This window comes from Agrococcus jejuensis (genome assembly GCF_007679035.1).
In the GTDB taxonomy this organism is placed as follows: domain Bacteria; phylum Actinomycetota; class Actinomycetes; order Actinomycetales; family Microbacteriaceae; genus Agrococcus; species Agrococcus jejuensis_A.
The window spans coordinates 355,700-373,518 of sequence record NZ_VEFR01000003.1; the positions used below are offsets into that span (position 1 = coordinate 355,700).

17 protein-coding genes and 1 riboswitch are annotated in these 17,819 nt (G+C 72.4%); of the genes, 7 read left to right on the forward strand and 10 right to left on the reverse strand.

Features of this window, described 5'->3' with window-relative positions:
• The first annotated feature begins 75 nt into the window (after nt 1-75).
• The 3 genes from gabT to FS793_RS12175 are packed head-to-tail and all read left to right on the forward strand — an operon-like array spanning nt 76 to nt 3,787.
• Nucleotides 76-1,434, forward strand: a complete 1,359-nt coding sequence (gabT, locus tag FS793_RS12165; RefSeq protein WP_144720761.1) for a 4-aminobutyrate--2-oxoglutarate transaminase — start codon at nt 76-78, stop codon at nt 1,432-1,434.
• Nucleotides 1,435-1,485: 51 nt separating this feature from the next.
• On the forward strand, nt 1,486-2,955 hold the full coding sequence (locus FS793_RS12170; protein ID WP_144720762.1) for an NAD-dependent succinate-semialdehyde dehydrogenase: 1,470 nt from the start codon (nt 1,486-1,488) through the stop codon (nt 2,953-2,955).
• 4 nt (nt 2,956-2,959) lie between these two features.
• Nucleotides 2,960-3,787, forward strand: coding sequence for a nucleotidyltransferase domain-containing protein (locus FS793_RS12175; RefSeq protein WP_144720763.1), 828 nt, complete (start codon nt 2,960-2,962; stop codon nt 3,785-3,787).
• 25 nt (nt 3,788-3,812) lie between these two features.
• Here FS793_RS12175 and FS793_RS12180 read toward each other — a convergent pair whose 3' ends face one another.
• Entirely contained in the window at nt 3,813-5,657 is a 1,845-nt protein-coding gene (locus FS793_RS12180) for an ABC transporter ATP-binding protein (protein ID WP_144720764.1), read from the reverse strand.
• 72 nt (nt 5,658-5,729) lie between these two features.
• Here FS793_RS12180 and FS793_RS12185 point away from each other — a divergent pair, with 72 nt between their 5' ends.
• Genes FS793_RS12185 through FS793_RS12200 form a run of 4 tightly spaced genes read left to right on the forward strand, consistent with a single transcriptional unit; the run spans nt 5,730 to nt 9,292 of the window.
• A complete protein-coding gene (locus tag FS793_RS12185) occupies nt 5,730-6,653 on the forward strand; it encodes an ABC transporter ATP-binding protein (protein WP_440130463.1) in 924 nt (307 codons plus the stop codon).
• Entirely contained in the window at nt 6,650-7,498 is an 849-nt protein-coding gene (locus tag FS793_RS16635) for an ABC transporter permease (protein WP_144720766.1), read from the forward strand. Before FS793_RS12185 ends, FS793_RS16635 begins: the two co-directional genes overlap by 4 nt.
• Complete coding sequence (locus FS793_RS12195; RefSeq protein WP_260980143.1) at nt 7,495-8,322, forward strand: ABC transporter permease; 828 nt, start codon at nt 7,495-7,497, stop codon at nt 8,320-8,322. The genes FS793_RS16635 and FS793_RS12195 overlap by 4 nt, the downstream gene beginning before the upstream one ends.
• Before the next feature lie 46 nt (nt 8,323-8,368).
• Nucleotides 8,369-9,292: a 1-phosphofructokinase family hexose kinase gene (locus FS793_RS12200; RefSeq protein ID WP_144720768.1), complete on the forward strand. Its 924-nt coding sequence runs from the start codon at nt 8,369-8,371 to the stop codon at nt 9,290-9,292.
• A gap of 1 nt (nt 9,293) precedes the next feature.
• Here FS793_RS12200 and FS793_RS12205 read toward each other — a convergent pair whose 3' ends face one another.
• From FS793_RS12205 to FS793_RS12245, 9 genes are all read right to left on the reverse strand, one after another.
• Nucleotides 9,294-9,752, reverse strand: a complete 459-nt coding sequence (locus tag FS793_RS12205) for a hypothetical protein (protein WP_144720769.1) — start codon at nt 9,750-9,752, stop codon at nt 9,294-9,296.
• Nucleotides 9,753-9,875: 123 nt separating this feature from the next.
• Entirely contained in the window at nt 9,876-11,276 is a 1,401-nt protein-coding gene (locus FS793_RS12210; protein WP_144720770.1) for an MFS transporter, read from the reverse strand.
• 76 nt (nt 11,277-11,352) lie between these two features.
• On the reverse strand, nt 11,353-11,751 hold the full coding sequence (locus tag FS793_RS12215; RefSeq protein WP_144720771.1) for a hypothetical protein: 399 nt from the start codon (nt 11,749-11,751) through the stop codon (nt 11,353-11,355).
• A gap of 214 nt (nt 11,752-11,965) precedes the next feature.
• Nucleotides 11,966-12,430, reverse strand: a complete 465-nt coding sequence (gene ribH, locus FS793_RS12220) for a 6,7-dimethyl-8-ribityllumazine synthase (protein WP_144720772.1) — start codon at nt 12,428-12,430, stop codon at nt 11,966-11,968.
• A gap of 1 nt (nt 12,431) precedes the next feature.
• Nucleotides 12,432-13,697 (reverse strand): 3,4-dihydroxy-2-butanone-4-phosphate synthase, encoded by a 1,266-nt coding sequence (gene ribB / locus FS793_RS12225; RefSeq protein ID WP_144720773.1) that lies wholly within the window; start codon nt 13,695-13,697, stop codon nt 12,432-12,434.
• Nucleotides 13,694-14,335 carry a riboflavin synthase gene (locus FS793_RS12230; protein WP_144720774.1) on the reverse strand — a complete coding sequence of 214 codons (642 nt, stop codon included), beginning with the start codon at nt 14,333-14,335 and terminating at the stop codon, nt 13,694-13,696. Before FS793_RS12230 ends, ribB begins: the two co-directional genes overlap by 4 nt.
• Before the next feature lie 4 nt (nt 14,336-14,339).
• The gene (gene ribD, locus FS793_RS12235; RefSeq protein ID WP_440130464.1) at nt 14,340-15,428 is read right to left on the reverse strand and encodes a bifunctional diaminohydroxyphosphoribosylaminopyrimidine deaminase/5-amino-6-(5-phosphoribosylamino)uracil reductase RibD; all 1,089 of its coding nucleotides are present in this window, start codon (nt 15,426-15,428) and stop codon (nt 14,340-14,342) included.
• Between the two features lie 48 nt (nt 15,429-15,476).
• A riboswitch (FMN riboswitch) is annotated at nt 15,477-15,599 on the reverse strand.
• Between the two features lie 341 nt (nt 15,600-15,940).
• Nucleotides 15,941-16,939, reverse strand: a complete 999-nt coding sequence (gene trpS / locus FS793_RS12240) for a tryptophan--tRNA ligase (RefSeq protein ID WP_144720776.1) — start codon at nt 16,937-16,939, stop codon at nt 15,941-15,943.
• 37 nt (nt 16,940-16,976) lie between these two features.
• A complete protein-coding gene (locus tag FS793_RS12245; protein ID WP_144720777.1) occupies nt 16,977-17,810 on the reverse strand; it encodes an exodeoxyribonuclease III in 834 nt (277 codons plus the stop codon).
• Nucleotides 17,811-17,819: the final 9 nt, after the last annotated feature.

Below are 17,819 nucleotides of genomic sequence, written 5' to 3' on the forward strand. Positions count from 1 at the left end.
CTGCCGAGAAGGCAGACGTACGAGAGGGGTGCGCTGCATACCGTGAGCAGCACCAGACCTCGACAGGAGCCCGCGATGACGCTGCAGCACGCCCCCGCCCCCACCACCCCGCACGGCGGCCCGTCGCTGCCGCAGGAGCGTCGCCTCGTCACCGCGATCCCCGGTCCCGCATCCCAGGCGCTCATGGCGCGCAAGTCGGACGCCGTCGCACGCGGCGTCGGCATGACGATGCCCGTCTTCGTCGCTGCCGCCGGCGGCGGCGTGCTCGTGGACGTCGACGGCAACTCGCTCATCGACCTCGGCTCGGGCATCGCGGTCACCTCGGTCGGCAACGCCGACCCCGGCGTGGTGGCGGCCGCATCCGCGCAGCTCGAGCAGTTCACGCACACGTGCTTCACCGTCACGGGCTACGAGGGCTACGTCGAGGTCGCCGAGGCGCTCAACCGCCTGACGCCCGGCGACTTCGCCAAGCGCACCGCACTGTTCAACTCGGGCGCGGAGGCCGTCGAGAACGCCGTGAAGATCGCCCGCTCGGCCACGCGCCGCTCGACGATCGTCGCCTTCGACCACGCGTACCACGGCCGCACGAGCCTCACGATGGCCCTCACGGCCAAGTCGATGCCGTACAAGCGCGGCTTCGGCCCGTTCGGCGCCGAGGTGCACCGCGCGCCCATGTCGTACCCGTTCCGCGACGGGCTCTCGGGCGCCGAGGCCGCCCGCATCGCGATCGAGCGGATCGAGCGCCAGGTCGAGACCGACGAGATCGCCGCCGTCATCATCGAGCCCATCCAGGGCGAGGGCGGCTTCGTCGTGCCCGCCGAGGGCTTCCTGCCGGCGCTCGCCGACTGGGCGCGTGCGCACGGGATCGTCGTGATCGCCGACGAGGTGCAGACGGGCTTCGCCCGCACCGGTGCGATGTTCGCCTCCGAGCACTTCGGCTTCGAGCCCGACCTCGTCGTCACCGCCAAGGGCCTCGCGGGCGGGCTGCCGCTCTCTGCCGTGACCGGGCGTGCCGAGATCATGGATGCCGCGCACGCCGGCGGGCTCGGCGGCACGTACGGCGGCAATCCCGTCGCCTGCGCCGCGGCGCTCGCGGCCATCGCCGCCTTCGAGGACGGCCTCGTCGACCGCGCCCGCGAGATCGAGGCCATCGCCCTCGAGCGCCTGCACGCGGCGCAGGCCGGCGACCCTCGCATCGGCGACGTGCGCGGACGCGGCGCCATGCTCGCCATCGAGCTCGTCGACGCCGCCACCGGCCGCCCCGACGCCGACCTCACGAGGCGCGTCGCCGCCGCCGTGCACGCGCAGGGCGTCGTGCTGCTGACGTGCGGCACCGACGGCAACGTCGTGCGCCTCCTGCCGCCGCTCGCCATCGGCGACGATCTGCTGCGCGAGGCGCTCGACATCCTGTGCGCGGCCATCGCGAACGCCTGAGCCGCACCCATCCATCCGCATAGGCTGAAGACAGATCTGCGAAGGAGCATCATGACGCACCACGACGAGACCGCGCTGCTCGAGGGCGTGCACGGCGCGCTGTACATCGACGGCGAGTGGGTCGCCGGCGAGGACGGCACGATCGACGTGACCGACCCGTCGACGGGCGAGACCATCAAGACGATCGCGAACGGCTCGGTCGCCGACGGCGTGCGCGCGCTCGACGCCGCCGTCGCCGCGCAGGACGACTGGGCCCGCACGCCCGCCCGCGTGCGCGGCGAGATCCTGCGGAAGGCGTGGGAGCTGCTGCAGGAGCGCAAGGAGGACTTCGCGCTGCTCATGACGCTCGAGATGGGCAAGCCGCTCGCCGAGGCGCGCGGCGAGGTCGCCTACGGCGGCGAGTTCCTGCGCTGGTTCTCGGAGGAGGCGGTGCGCATCGGCGGTCGCTACGCGCAGAACCCCGAGGGCACCGGGCAGATGATCGTCACGCACCGCCCCGTGGGCCCGTGCTACCTCATCACCCCGTGGAACTTCCCGCTCGCGATGGCGACGCGCAAGATCGCCCCCGCGATCGCCGCGGGCTGCACGGCCGTCGTGAAGCCCGCCACGCTCACGCCGCTCACGACGCTCGCGTTCGCGCAGCTGCTCGAGGACGCCGGCCTGCCCAAGGGCGTCATCAACGTCGTCACGACGAGGAGCACCGGCGCGCTCACCGACCGCATCATGGCCGACGACCGCCTGCGCAAGGTCTCGTTCACGGGGTCGACCCCGGTGGGCGTCGGCCTGCTGAAGCAGGCTGCCGACAACGTGCTCAAGGCATCCATGGAGCTCGGCGGCAACGCCCCGTTCGTCGTGTTCGAGGATGCCGACCTCGACAAGGCCGTCGAGGGCGCGATGCTCGCGAAGTTCCGCAACATCGGCCAGGCGTGCACCGCCGCGAACCGCTTCATCGTGCACGAGTCGATCGCCGATGAGTTCTCGGCCCGCATCACCGCGAAGGTCCAGGCCATGAAGGTCGGCCGCGGCACCGAGGACGGCGTGCAGATCGGCCCGCTCGTCGAGCCGAAGGCCGTCGCGAACGCCGTGCGCCTCGTCGACGAGGCCGTCGCGGCCGGCGCCGTCGTCACGACGGGCGGCAAGGCCATCGAGGGCGCCGGCTCGTTCTTCGAGCCGACGGTCATCGACCGCGTCTCGGCGGACATGTCGGTGTCGGTCGAGGAGATCTTCGGGCCCGTCGTCGGCATCCAGCGCTTCTCGACCGAGGCCGAGGCGGTGTCGCTCGCGAACGCGACCGAGTACGGGCTCGTCGGCTACGTGTTCACGCAGGACGCGGCGCGCGGTCAGCGCATGATCGACCTGATCGACACGGGCATGATGGGCCTCAACGTGGGCGTCGTGTCGAACGCGGCCGGTCCGTTCGGCGGCGTGAAGCAGTCGGGCCTCGGGCGCGAGGGCGGGGCCGAGGGCATCTACGAGTACCTCGAGACGAAGTACACGCTCATGCCCAACCCCTACGCCTGATCCGATGCGCGTCGACGACCTGCATCCGGAGGTCGTCGACGCCGTCGCCGCCTACCTGCGGGCTGCCGACCGGCTGCTGCCGGGTCGCGTCGTCGCGTGCGCGATCGCGGGATCCGTGGCGCTCGGCGCCTACCGCCCCGGTCGCAGCGACGTCGACCTGCTCGTCGTGCTCGGCGGCGGGTCGGTGCGCCGGGCCGACATGCGCGCGCTCCGCAGGCTGCACCGCTCGCAGCTGCCGCGCCTGGCCGCCCGCGTCGTGCGCAGGCAGGGCCTGGCGTCGACGTGCGACGCGTCGTTCGTGCACGTGAGCGAGCTCACGCGTCCCGTCACCGCGATCCGTCCGATCGCCTCGCACACGGGCGAGCGGTTCGCGGTCGGGGAGGCGTTCGACGTGAACCCGGTCATGTGGCGGGAGCTCGTCGGCGGCGGCGTCGTCGTGCGCGGCGCACCGATCGCCACGTGGGGCCTCGACCCCGAGCCCGACCGGCTCGTCGCATGGAATCGCGCCAACCTCGACGGCTACTGGCGCTCGGTGCGCGACCGGGCGGCGCGCCGTGCCGCGCCCATGACGGCGTCCGCCGTCGCATGGTGCGCGCTGGGGCCCGCTCGGCTTGACGCGACGATCGTCACGAGCCGCATCCTCTCGAAGGACCAGGCGGGCGTCGTGGCCCTCGCGCGCTTCGCGGAGGCCGCAGGCATCGTCGACGTCGCGCTGGCGCACCTGCGCGGCGATCCCATCCCCGAGCAGCCGCCGCGCGCCGAGTGGCGCCGCCGCACCGTCGCGCTCATGTCGGCGATCCTCGACGCCTCCGCGGAGCCCTCCGACACGTGACCGTGCGGGCGCCGGGCGGCGTCGCTCAGGCTGCGTCGGCAGGTACGAGCAGCTGGTGCTGCGCCAGCTCGCGGTAGAGCGGGCTGGAGGCGAGCAGCTCGGCGTGCGTGCCCGTGGCGGCGACGCGGCCCTGGTCGAGCACGACGATCTGGTCGGCCCCGACGACCGTCGACAGGCGATGCGCGATCACGAGCAGCGTGCGGCCGGTCGCGACCTCGTCGATCGCACCCTGCAGCTGCGCCTCGTTGCGGCCGTCGAGGCTCGACGTCGACTCGTCGAGCAGCAGCAGCGCGGGTGCCGACAGCAGCGCGCGGGCGATCGCGAGCCGCTGGCGCTCGCCGCCCGACAGGCGCACGCCGCGCTCGCCGACGACCGCATCCAGCCCCTCGGGCGAGCGGTCGACGACCTCGCGCAGGTTCACGCGCCCCAGCACGTCGAGCAGGCGCTCGTCGGTCGCGTCGGGCGAGGCGAGCAGCAGGTTGTCGCGGATGGTGCCGGCCAGCACGGGCGCATCCTGCTCGACGTAGCCGATGCCGGCGCGCAGCGCGCGGCGCTCGACCGAGCGGGCATCGCGACCGGCGATCACGATGCGCCCGGCCGTGGGGTCGTAGAAGCGCTCCACGAGCGCGAAGAGCGTCGACTTGCCTGCACCCGACGGGCCCACGATCGCCGTGCGCGTGCCGGGCGCGACCGTGAACGACACGTCCTGCAGCACGATCGGCGACTCGAGGGGCGCATCCTCGTCGGCATCCGTCCCCTCGACCTCGCGGCGCGACCGCACGACCGACTCGGGATAGCGGAACGACACGCCCTCGAAGGCGACGGCGTCGCCCGTGGGCGTCTCGTCGACGGCGATGTCGCCGGCGTCCTCGGGCGCGAGGCGCACGATCTCCTGGATGCGGCCGAGGGCGCCGAGCGCCGTCGACACGGCCGTGACGGCGCCGATCATCTGGCCCAGCGGGAAGATCATGTATGACAGGAACATCAGGAAGCCCACGAGCGATGCGATCGGCAGCTCGCCCGTCGCCACGCGCAGGCCGCCGACGCCGATGACGACGAGGAACGCGACCTGCACGGCGACGCCGGCGATCGGCACGACGAGCGCCGAGATGCGCGCGACGCGCACGCCGGCGCCGAACGCGGCCTCGCTGCGCTCGCCGACGACGGCGATCTCGCGGTCGGTCGCGTTCGAGGCGCGCACCGTGCGGACGGCGGAGATCGCGCGCTCGAGCGCGCTCGTGAGGTGGCCGACCTGCTCCTGGGCCTGCCGCGTCGCGCGCGTGAGCATCGGCATGACGACGAGCACCGCCGCGAACGCCACGACGACGACGAGCAGCGTGAGGCCGAAGAGCGCCGGGTCGATCACGAGCATCGCCACGATGGCGCCGACGAACGTCAGCAGTCCGCCGACCGACTCCACGAGGCCCTGCGTCAGCACGGCTCGCAGCAGCGTGGTGTCGGACCCGACGCGCGAGACGAGGTCGCCCGTGCGGCGCTGGTCGAACTCCGCGATGGGCAGGTGCAGCAGGCGCGCGACGAGCTGCGTGCGCGTGCGCAGCACGACGTGCTCGCCGAGGATCTGCAGCAGGAAGTGCTGGAAGCCGCCGAGCGCGGCGTCGACGAGCACGAGCGTCACGAGCACCCACGGCAGCCAGGTCAGCGGCTCGGAGTCCTGCACGGCCGTGATGATCTGCTGCACGAGCAGCGGCTGCACGAGGCTCGTGACGGCGCCGAGCACCGACAGCACGAGCGCCCCGGCCAGCAGTCCCCGCTTGGGGAAGAGGTAGGGGAGGAGCTCGCGGACGGAGGCCTTCGGGCCGTCGTCGTCCTTGGCTCGGCGCAGGAATCCTCGTCGCTCGCTCATCGGCATCCATCCTCCCACCGCGGGCACGGCCTCCGACGCAGCGTGCGCTGTCGGAGGCCGGGGCTACAGTGAGTGCTCGTGCCCGCCGTCATCTCCGCCAGAGGACTCGTCAAGCGCTACGGCGACTTCACCGCCGTCGATCGTCTCGACTTCGACATCGAGCAGGGGGAGTCGTTCGGCTTCCTCGGCCCCAACGGCGCAGGCAAGTCCACGACGATGCGCATGATCTCGGCGGTCTCGACGCGCACCGACGGCACGCTCGACGTGCTCGGGCTCGACACGAACGACCACGGGCCCGAGATCCGCGCCCAGCTGGGCGTCGTGCCGCAGGCCGACACCCTCGACACCGAGCTGCGGGCGCGCGAGAACCTCGTCGTCTACGGCCGCTACTTCGGCCTGCCCCGAGCGGTGGTGCAGCAGCGCGCTGACGAGCTGCTCGCGTTCGCGCAGCTCGAGGAGAAGGCGAAGGCGCGCGTCGACGACCTCTCCGGCGGCATGAAGCGACGCCTCACGATCGCGCGCGGCCTCATGAACGAGCCGCGCATCCTGCTGCTCGACGAGCCCACGACGGGCCTCGACCCGCAGGCGCGCCACATCCTGTGGGACCGCCTCTTCCGCCTCAAGGAGCGCGGCACGACGCTCGTGCTCACGACGCACTTCATGGACGAGGCCGAGCAGCTGTGCGATCGCCTCGTCGTCGTCGACCACGGCCGCATCGTCGCCGAGGGCAGCCCCGCGTCGCTCATCCGCGAGCACTCGTCGCGCGAGGTGCTCGAGGTGCGCTTCGGCTCGAGCCGCAACGAGGAGGCAGCCGCCGCGATCCAGGGCATCGGCGACCGCCTCGAGGTGCTGCCCGACCGCATCCTCGTGTACGCGCACGACGGCGACGCCGCGCTGCAGGCCATCCACGCGAAGGAGCTGCGGCCCATCACGAGCCTCGTGCGACGCTCGAGCCTCGAGGACGTGTTCCTCAGGCTCACCGGCCGGACGCTCATCGAATGAGCGCCTCGACCGTGCGCCAGCCCGACCAGGTCGCGGTCGGCGTCGCCGCCGCGCGCCGCACCCGCCGACTCGGCTGGTGGTACGTGGCGGAGCAGCGCATCCGCGCGATGCGCGCGTACGTGGGCACGTGGATCGGGCTCGGCCTCGCCTCCCCGTTCCTCTACGTCGCGGGACTCGGGTTCGGCCTCGCGATCGTCGTGAACGACGCGCAGGGCGGCCGGGACGTCGGCGGCGCCGACTTCCTGCTGTTCCTCGCGCCGGCGCTCGTGCTCGGGTCGGCGATGCAGACGGCGGCGCAGGAGTCGACGTACGGCATCTTCGGCGGCTTCAAGTGGGTGCCGATCTTCCTCGCGATGCGCTCGAGCCCCGTGAGCCCGGCGCAGATGGTCATCGGCTACACGGTCGGCACCCTCGTGCGCGTCATCCCGCTGTCGATCGTCTACGTCGTCGCGATCTGGCTGCTCGGCGTCACCGACTCCCCGCGAGCGCTGTGGCTCGTGCCCATCGCATGGATGCTCGTGCTCGCCGTCGCCCTGCCCGTCTCCGCGTGGGCGGCGCACCAGGAGCAGGACCGCGGCCAGCTGAACTTCATCGACCGCTTCGTGACGCTGCCGCTCATGCTCTTCTCGGGCACCTACTTCCCGCTCGAGACGCTGCCGATCCTCCTGCAGTGGATCGGGTGGATCTCGCCGCTGTGGCACGCGGTCGACCTCGGCCGATGGGCGCTGTACGGCGCGCCGGTCGCGGGCTGGCTGCTCGCCGTGCACGTCGCGGTGCTCGTGGGCTTCGCCGTGGTCGGCTTCCTGCTCGCGGTGCGGGTGTTCCGAAGGAGGCTCGACCTGTGACCGTCCACGCCTCCGAGCCGCTGCACACGCAGCGCCCCCGCGGTCCGCTGTCGGGCATCTACGCCGGCAACGCGCGCGCCGTCATCGGCCGCGGCATGCACGTGATGCGCCGCAACAACCTCACGGTCGTCGTCTCGGGCTTCTTCGAGCCGATCTTCTACCTGCTGTCGATGGGCATCGGCCTGGGCACGCTCATCGGCGTGCTCGAGTACCGCGGCGTCGAGGTGCCCTACGCCGCGTACATCGCGCCGGCGCTCATGGCGGTGTCGGCCATGAACGGCGCCGTCTTCGACTCGACCATGAACGTCTTCTTCAAGATGCACTACGGCAAGCTCTACGACGGCATGCTCTCGACGTCGCTCGGGCCGCTCGACGTCGCGCTCGGCGAGATCTTCATGGCGCTGTTCCGAGGGTTCCTCTACGCGTGCGGCTTCATGGCCGTGACGACGATCATGGGCCTCAACCTGTCGCCCACCGCGCTGCTCGCGATCCCCGCCGCCGTGCTGATCGCCTTCGCGTTCGCGAGCCTCGGCATGGCGATCACGAGCTACATGAAGACGTTCCAGCATCTCGACTACGTGTACTTCGTGATGATGCCGATGTTCCTGCTGTCGGCGACGTTCTTCCCCATCGAGGTCTACCCGCAGGGCATCCAGTGGGTCATCATGGCGATGCCGCTGTGGCACGGCGTCGACATGATGCGGCAGCTCACGCTCGGCGTCGTCGACTGGTCGCTGGCGATCCACGTCGGCTACCTCGCGGTGATGTCGGTGCTCGGCATCGTCTTCACGACGTCGCGGCTCAAGGCGCTCTTCCTGCGCTGACGCAACCCTCCGCATGCGCGATGGGGGTTCGCCTAGCGTGGCGAGCATGCCGAGCATCGTCGTCTTCGCCCCTGCCCCGCTGCTGTCGATCGCGATCGAGGAGCACGGCGACCAGCCCGACGTGCACATCCACGTCGGCGGCCAGGGCGTGTGGCAGGCGCGGATGCTGCGCGCGCTCGGCGCCGACGTCGCGCTCGTCGCCTCGTTCGCGGGCGAGCCGGGGCGCGTGGCCGAGCGGCTGCTCGGCGACGAGGGCATCGCGGTCGCCGACCTCGACCGCGAGGGCGTGAACCCGGTGCGCATCACCGACCGGCGGTCGGGGGAGCGCACCTCGATCGTCGAGACCGACGGCACGCCGCTCGATCGGCACGATCTCGACGCCCTGTACTCGATGGTGCTGCGCGAGGCGGCGCACGCCGACCTCGTCATCCTGTCCGGTCCGGTCGACGACGAGACGCTCGACGCCGACGTCTACCGCCGGCTCGCGAGCGACCTCGCGGCGCTCGATCGCCGCGTGCTCGTCGACCTGGCGGGCGATCGGCTCACGGCGGCCATCGACGGCGGCGCGACGGTCGTGAAGGTGAGCCACGAGGAGCTCGTCGCCGACGGTCTCGTCGCCGACGGCGACGACGAGGCGCAGCTCGTCGTCGCGATGGAGGGCCTGCGCGAGCGCGGCGTCGACGTGGTCGCGGTGTCGCGCGCCGACGTCGGCTCGCTCGTGCTGCACGAGGGCGGGCTGCTGCGCGTCACGGCGCCGCGGCTGCAGGTCGTCGACCACACGGGCGCCGGCGACTCGTACACGGCGGGGCTCGCGCTCGCGCTCGCCGACGGACGCAGCGTCGAGGAGGCCATCCGACTCGGCGCCGCGGCCGGCGCGATCAACGTGACGCGGCACGGGCTCGGCACGGGCGACGCCGAGGCGATCCGCGCCGTCGCGGAGCACGTCGAGGTGGAGGTCGTCGAGCGCTGAGCTACGGCGCGACGGGGAAGACGCCGCTCTCGCGCCACTCGCTCGCGAGCTCGTCGAGCTGCGTCGCCGTGCCGTCGTCGCCGCAGGTGTCCGTCTCGAGCACGAACGGCGCCCCCGCCACGGGCGTGATCTCCAGCACCGTCGTGCGTCCGCCGGCGCACGCCTCGCCCGTCGCGATCGGGTGCGTCGGGTTCAGGATCGCCTCGAGCCGATCGACCTCGTCGGCATCCTCGACGAGGTAGCGCGTGCCATCGAAGTCGGGCACGGCCTGCTGCTGCGAGACGACGACCGACGCGATCTCGAGCACGTACGCCTGCGAGCACTGCGCCAGCGGATGCACCGCGATCGCGCTGCACGGCGCGGGCGGCTCGACGACGTCGGGCGTCACGACGCAGCCGCCGAGCGCGAGCGCTGCAGCGGCGAGGGGAGCGACGACGAGGAGGCGGGTGCTGCGGGTCATGGCGGCGACGCTACGCCCCGCATCCGCATGCCACCCGCGTCTTCCGCGAACGACAGGAGGGGATGCGATCCGCATCCCCTCCGAGTCGTCGCTCCCGCCCCAACCCGGGGCGAGGCTCGTGCGTCAGGCCGACGTCGAGTTCACGTAGTCCTTGTCGCGCGTGTCCTTCGACAGCAGCAGCACGACGAGCGTGACCGCCGCGGCCGCCGACAGGTACAGGCCGACGAGCAGCGGCGAGCCGCCCGCGAGGCCCCAGAGGGCGACGGCGACGAACGACGCGGGCGCGGCGCCGATGACGCTCGACAGGTTGTACGCGAGCGCCGAGCCCGTGTAGCGCACGTTCGCGGGGAACAGCTCGGGCAGGAACGCCGCCATGGGGCCGAACGTGAGGCCCATGAGCGTGAAGCCGAGGATGAGCGCCAGCATGATGCCGACGAAGCCGCTGCCGAACAGCGGCACCCACAGCAGGCCGAACACGACGATCGCGGCCGACACGGCGGCGAGCATCCACTTGCGGCCGAAGCGCTCCGCGAGCGGGCCGGCGACGAGCGTGAAGACGCCGAAGAACACGACGCCGATGATGAGCAGCCACAGGAAGTCGATGCGCTGGAAGCCGAGACCCGGCACGAACGTGTCGGGGTTGAACGGCTGTCCGGCCGCCTCGGCGGCGGCGGCGCCCTGCTCGACGGTCGCGGCACGGGTGCCGTACGTGAGCGTGAACGTCGTCATGAGGTAGAAGAGCACGTAGGTGGCGAACATGATGAGCGTGCCCTGCAGCACCTGCACCCAGTTGTGCTTGAACACCGAGCCGAGCGGCACCTTCACGACCTCGTTGCGCTCGACGACCTTCGTGAACGCGGGCGTCTCGATGAGCTTGAGGCGCACGTACAGGCCGACGGCGACGAGGATCGCCGAGAGCAGGAACGGGATGCGCCAGCCGAACTCCGCGAACTGCTCGGGCGTGAGCGTGTAGGTGATGAGGATGAAGATCGTGTTGGCGAGGATGAAGCCGATGGGCGCGCCGAGCTGCGGGAACGTGCCGTAGATGGCGCGCTTGCCCGCGGGTGCGTTCTCGGTCGCCAGCAGCGCGGCGCCCGACCACTCGCCGCCGAGGCCGAGGCCCTGGCAGAAGCGCATGAGCGCGAGCAGCGCGGGGGCGGCGATCTCCCAGCCGGGCGTGAGCGCGGTCGGCAGGCAGCCGATGAGCACGGTCGCGATGCCCATCGTCAGCAGCGACGCGACGAGCGTGGTCTTGCGACCGATGCGGTCGCCGAAGTGCCCGAAGAGGATCGAGCCGATGGGGCGTGCGACGAACGCGACGCCGAACGTCGCGAGCGACGAGAGCAGCTGCGCCGTCTCGTTCTCGGCCGGGAAGAAGAGGGCCGGGAACACGAGCACGGCGGCGGTCGCGTAGATGTAGAAGTCGTAGAACTCGATCGACGTGCCGATGAGGCTCGCGAAGATGACCCGTCCGCGGGTGTTCGCGGGCTTGTCGGTCGTCGTGGTGCTGGATGCGTCAGCCATGAGGCTCCTTCAGAAGTGCTGGGAAGAGCCTAGTCACGCGGATGTGCGGTGCTGCGCACGCGCGGGGCGACCGCCGTCAGCCCTCCTCGAGCACCCACTCGGCGACGAGCAGCCCGAGCGCCTCGTCGCGGCCGGTCGCGCCGCACGAGTCGGCCTGCAGCCTCGTCGTCGACGCGTCGTCGAACGTCACCTCGACGGTCGTGCGCGTCGACCAGACGCACTCGACGTCCTCGGGGTCGGTCCGCGTCATGGCGAGCACGTCGGCGAGGGCCGCGATCGAGGTGGCGTCGGTGCGCTCGATGCCCTCCGAACCGTCGCCGAGCGGCCCAGGCGACTGCGTCGCGAGCACGGCGACGATCGCCGTCGCGTCGGCCGTGGGCGCCGGCGGGGACGCTGGGGGCCCCGCGACGCATGCCGCGAGCGGCGCGACGAGCGCGGCGATCGCGAGGGCGAGGGTGGCTCGGATGCGAGGCATGCGACGACGCTACGAGGCTGGTCGGGGAGCGCCCGAGGAGTCATCGGGGCACCGCATGCGCATCTCGTGCGAGTCCCGTGCGGATCGCGCGCAGCACCCCAACGGCGCACGCCGCGCAGGCGTCACGCGTCGAGTCCGCACGTGCGCGACGCCCGGGGTGCCTCCTGCACCCCCGGGCTCGCGCACGTGCGGACTCGACGCGAGCGACGGGGCCTCAGAGCGCGTGGATCGCCAGCGCGGCGCCGACGGCGGCCTCGGCCGCCTTCGCGCCCGTGTCCTCCTTCGAGTCGGGCAGGCCCGCGCGGTCGAGGCCCTGCTGCTCGTCGTCGATCGTGAGCACGCCGAAGCCGACGGGCTTGCCCGTGCGCAGCGCCACCTGGGTGAGCCCCTCCGTCGCCGCGTGCGCGATGTAGTCGAAGTGGGGCGTGCCGCCGCGCAGGATGACGCCGAGCGCCACGACGGCGTCGCTGTCGCGCTCGAGCACCGCCTGGGAGACGACCGGCAGCTCGAAGGCGCCGGCGACGGGGATCTCACGCACCGTCGCGCCCATCTCGGCGAGCGCTCGGCGCGCGCCGGCGAGCAGCCCGCCGGCGATCACGTCGTGCCACTGCCCGTAGACGATCGTGACCGTCAGGCCGCTCGCGTCGAGGCGGAGGTGCGGTGCTCCGGTGCCGGCCATGTCAGTCTCCCGTCGTGATGGGCGCGGCGACGATCTGCTCGGGCAGCACGTGCCCCATGCGGTCGCGCTTGGTCTCGAGGTAGCCCTCGTTGAAGTCGCCGACGCCGACGACCAGCGGCTCGCGCGCGGCGATGGCGATGCCGTGCCGCTCGAGCTGCGCTGCCTTCTCGGGGTTGTTCGACAGCAGACGGATGCTCGTGAGGCCGAGCTCGCGCAGGATGGCGGCGGCGGCGCCGTACTCGCGGGCGTCGGCGGGCAGGCCGAGCGCGAGGTTGGCGTCGAGGGTGTCGAGGCCGTCCTCCTGCAGGCGGTACGCCTTCAGCTTGTTGATGAGGCCGATGCCGCGACCCTCCTGGCCGCGCAGGTACACGACGACGCCCTCGCCGGCCTCGTGGATGCGCTGCAGTGCTGCGTCGAGCTGCGGACCGCACTCGCACTTCAGCGAGCCGAACGCCTCGCCGGTGAGGCACTCCGAGTGGATGCGCACGAGCGCGCCGTCGGCGACGGGATGGCCGGCGACGATCGCGACGTGGTCGGCGCCCGTCACGAGGTCGCGGTACGCGAACATGCGGAAGTCGCCGTGCACGGTCGGCACCGTCGTGCACACCTCGTAGCGCACGCGCGGCGCGAGTGCGGGGTCGACGGGTGCGATCGTGGCCACGGCGCCGGCGTCGAGGTGCGCGACGAGGTCCGCGATCGTCACGACGACGAGGTCGTGCTCGGCGCCGAACGCGATGAGCGAGGGCAGGCGTCGCATCTCGCCGGTGTCCTCGACGAGCTCGCCGATGACGCCGACGGGCTGCAGGCCCGCGAGCGCGAGGAGGTCGACGGTCGCCTCCGTGTGGCCGGGGCGCACGCGCACCCCGCCGTCGACGGCGCGCAGCGGCACGACGTGGCCGGGGCGGCGCAGGTCGCCGGGGCCGGAGGTCGGGTCGGCGAGCACGCGCAGCGTGTGCGCGCGGTCGTCGGCCGAGATGCCCGTCGTGGTGCGATCGGCGGCGTCGACCGTGACCGTGTACGCCGTCTGGCGCAGGTCCTCGTTCGCCTCGACCATGAGCGGCAGCTGCAGGCGATCGGCGACGGCACCCGTGATCGGAGCGCACAGGAAGCCCGAGGAGTGGCGCACGAGGAAGGCGATCTGGTCGGGGGTCGCGAGCTCGGCGGCGAGCACGAGGTCGCCCTCGTTCTCGCGGCCCTCGTCATCGACGACGATCACGGGGCGGCCGTCGCGCAGCGCGCGCACCGCCTGCTCGATGGTGCCGATCATGCCTGCGCTCCTGCCGTCGTGATGCGCCCCGCCTGCTCGAGGCGCAGCATCCGTGCCACGTGGCGCGCGACGACGTCGGTCTCGACGTTGACGCGATCGCCGGGCACGAGCGCCCCGAGGGTCGTGGCCTCGAGCGTCTCGGGGATGAGCGAGACCTCGAGCCACTGCGCGGTCTCGGCCTCGTCGCTCAGGCCCGAGACCGTCAGGCTCACGCCCTGCAGCGTGATGGATCCCTTGCGCGCCACGTAGGGCGCGAGGTCGTCGTCGAGCGCGAGGCGCACGCGGCGCCACGCGTCGCCGTCCTCGGTCTCGAGCACCGTCGCGGTGCCGTCGACGTGGCCCTGCACGATGTGGCCACCGAGGCGGTCGCCCACCTGCGCGGCCCGCTCGAGGTTGACGCGGCTGCCGACGGCGAGGTCGCCGAGCTGCGACATCCGCAGGCTCACCTCCATGACGTCGGCGGTGAAGGCGTCGGCGGTCTGCTCCACGACGGTGAGGCAGAGGCCGTTGACGGCGATGGAGGCGCCGTGGGTGGCGTCGGAGACCGCGAGCGGTCCGCGCACGGTGAGCCTGGCGGAGTCGCCGTCGCGGTCGAGCGCGACGACCTCGCCGATCTCCTCGATGAGCCCGGTGAACATGGGGTCAGCCCTCCTTCGCCGCGGTGGCGGCCGGTCGGATGGTGGCAGGTCGTACGGTGGCGCTGACGAGCAGGTCGCGGCCGAGCGGCTCGACCTGCACGTCGTCGAGCAGCAGCTGCTCGTCGATCGTGGCGACGCCGACGTCGGCCATCGCGGTGCGCGGCCCGCCCAGCAGCGTGGGCGCGACGTAGCAGTGGATGCGGTCGGCGAGCCCGGCGGCGACGACGGCCGAGGCGAGGGTGGGCCCGCCCTCGACGTAGACCGTCTGGATGCCGTGCTTCCGCCACAGCTCCTGCAGCCACTCGTTCGGCAGGCCGTGCACGTGCGCGTGCGGTCGCGGATGGTCGCGGAGGCGCGCGAAGGACGGCACGCTGCGATGGCCGACGACGACGGGCAGCGGCTGCGGCGTCGCGGGGTCGTCGGTGCCGTCGGGGAGGGGCACGCGCGCGGTGAGCTGCGGGTCGTCGGCGATGAGGGTGCCGGTGCCGACCGCGATGGCGTCGTGCAGCGACCGCTGCCGGTGCACGTGGGCGCGGGCCTCGTGGCCGGTGATCCACCGACTGGTGCCGTCGGCGGCTGCGGCGCGGCCGTCGAGCGACTGCGCCCACTTCACCGTGACGCGCGGCCGGCCGGTGGCCATCGCGAACCGCCAGTCGTCGATGAGCAGCTCGGCGTCGTCGTGGGGCGCGTGCACGACGTCGACGCCGGCGTCGCGCAGGCGCTGCGCTCCGCCCGACGATGCCTTGCCGGGGTCGACGACGGCGTAGACGACGCGGGCGACGCCGGCGGCGATGAGCGCCTCGGCGCACGGTCCTGTGCGGCCGGTGTGGTTGCACGGCTCGAGCGTCACGACCGCCGTCGCACCGCGGGCGGCGCCGGAGGAGAGCTGCGACAGCGCATCCACCTCGGCGTGCGGCGTCCCCGCCCCGCGGTGCCAGCCCTCGGCGAGCACGGCGCCGTCGGCGTCGAGGATGACGCAGCCGACCTGCGGGTTGCGGCCGCGCGGACCCTGCGGCGCGATCGCGACGGCCAGGTCGAGCGCAGCGCGCTCGGCACCGGTCGGGGCGGCTGCCGCCACCTGTCCTGTCGCCACGATTCCTCCGGCGTCGAGGCTGTGGGCGCGCGAAAGCATCCCACCTCGGAGTGTCACTTCCATCCGGACTCTCACCGTCGGTGCAGGAATTCCACCTGCTCGGCCTCCCGGGATGGGAGGTTCGCGGACTCTGACCGCCGGTTCAGACTTGCACTGACCCCGTGAGCACTCGACGTGTATCGAGAGCCTACAACTCGCGCTCGTCGGGGTGCATTCCCGTGCGTCTCGCGGCGTCTCCTCCAGCTGGTCGAGGAGCGCGCGAGCCCGAAGGGCGAGCACGCGTCACGAGACCTCGCGACCACCGCTCCCGCCCAGCCGTGCGCATGATCGCGTCGAGCGGGCACGTCGCGTGGTCTCGTGACGGCTGCAGCCTTCGGCTGCGGCCTCCTCGACCAGCTGGCGCGGGCTCGTCGTCGTTCGCGTGCCGGCGGCGAAGCCAGCCGCCGCAGTCGCGCCGGGTGGCATGCGAGGCCTCGCACGCCGCAGTGGCGCGATCTCGCAGCGCGACCGCGTCAGCGCAGCCCGATCGCCCGGTACGCGCGGTCGAGCGTCGCCTCGGCGACCTCCGACGCGCGAGCCGCGTTGCCGGCGAGGATGCGGTCGAGCTCGGCAGGGTCGGCGAGCAGCGCGAGCGCGCGCTCGCGGATGGGCGCGACCTCGGCGACGACCGCATCCGCGACCTCCGCCTTGAACGCGCCGTACTGCTGGCCATCGAAGCGCACCTCGAGGTCGGCGACCGGCGTGCCCGTGATCGACGAGAGGATCGTGAGCAGGTTCGTGACGCCGGGCTTCTGCTCCCGGTCGGCGCGCACGACGCCCTCCATGTCGGTCACCGCCGAGCGGATCTTCTTCGCGACCTTCGTCGGCTCGTCGAGCAGCGACAGCAGGCCCTTGTCGGTCGCAGCCGACTTCGACATCTTCGCCGTGGGCTCCTGCAGGTCGTAGATGCGCGCCGACTCCGACTGGATAACGGGCTCGGGCACGACGAACGTCTCGCCGAAGCGCGCGTTGAAGCGGGTCGCGAGGTCGCGGGTCAGCTCGACGTGCTGCTTCTGGTCGTCGCCGACCGGCACGACGTCGGCGTCGAACAGCAGGATGTCGGCGGCCATGAGGATCGGGTAGGTGAAGAGGCCGACCGACGCGGCGTCGGCACCCTGGCGAGCCGACTTGTCCTTGAACTGCGTCATGCGGCTCGCCTCGCCGAAGCCCGTGATCGTCGAGAGCACCCACGCGAGCTGCGCGTGCGCCGGCACCGCCGACTGCACGTAGAGGCACGAGCGCGACGGGTCGATGCCGGCGGCGATGTACTGCGCGGCCACGGTGCGCACCTGCTCGCGCAGCACCTTCGGGTCCTGCGGCACGGTGATGGCGTGCAGGTCGACGACCGAGAAGTACGCGTCGTACTCCTGCTGCATCCGCCTCCACTGGAAGATGGCGCCGATGAGGTTGCCGATGTGCAGCGAGCCCGACGAGGGCTGCATGCCGGAGTAGAGGCGGGGCTTGGTGGTCATGCTGGTTCCTTGGATGCTGGGCGCGAGCCGGAGCGGCTCAGAGCGCGTAGTCGACGACGACGGGGGCGTGGTCGGACCATCGCGTGTCCCATGCGCTCGCCTTCGCCACCTCGTAGTGGGTGACGGTGGCGGCGAGCGCCGGGGTCGCGAGCTGGTAGTCGATGCGCCACCCGGTGTCGGTGTCGAACGCGCGGCCGCGCTGCGACCACCACGTGTAGGGGCCGTCGACGTCGCCGGACTGCGCACGGCCGACGTCGACCCAGCCCTGGCCCTTGCCGCGCACGCCGTCGACGCCGGTCACGATCTTTCCCTCGGGGCCGAGGATGCGGTCGAGATGCGAGCGCTCCTCCGGCAGGAAGCCGGCGTTCCTGCGGTTGCCCTTCCAGTTGCGGATGTCGCGCTCGGTGTGGCCGACGTTGAGGTCGCCCATCACGACGGCGAGGTCGGTCGTCGCGCGCACCTGCGGGAGGCGCTTGAGCATGGAGCCCAGGAAGCGCATCTTGTCCTCCTGCTTCGGCGTGCCCGCCTCGCCGGAGTGCACGTACGCGGAGATCACGGTGAGGATGCGCTCGTCGGCCAGCTGGAAGTCGGCCTCGAGCCACCGGCCCTTCGTGTCGAACGTCTTCAGGCCGATGTCGGTGCGGTGGCCGATCGACGGCATGCGCGACGCGACGGCGACGCCTGCGCGGCCCTTGGCGGTCGCGGCGTCGTGGAGCACGTGCCAGCCCTCGAGGATGCGCAGCACGTCCTCGTCCTGCGCGCGCACCTCCTGCAGGCAGAGGATGTCGGGCTTCGCCTCGTCGAGCCACTCGAGCATGCCCTTGCCCGACGCTGCCCGGATGCCGTTGACGTTGACGGACACGATGCGCATGGGCTCGAG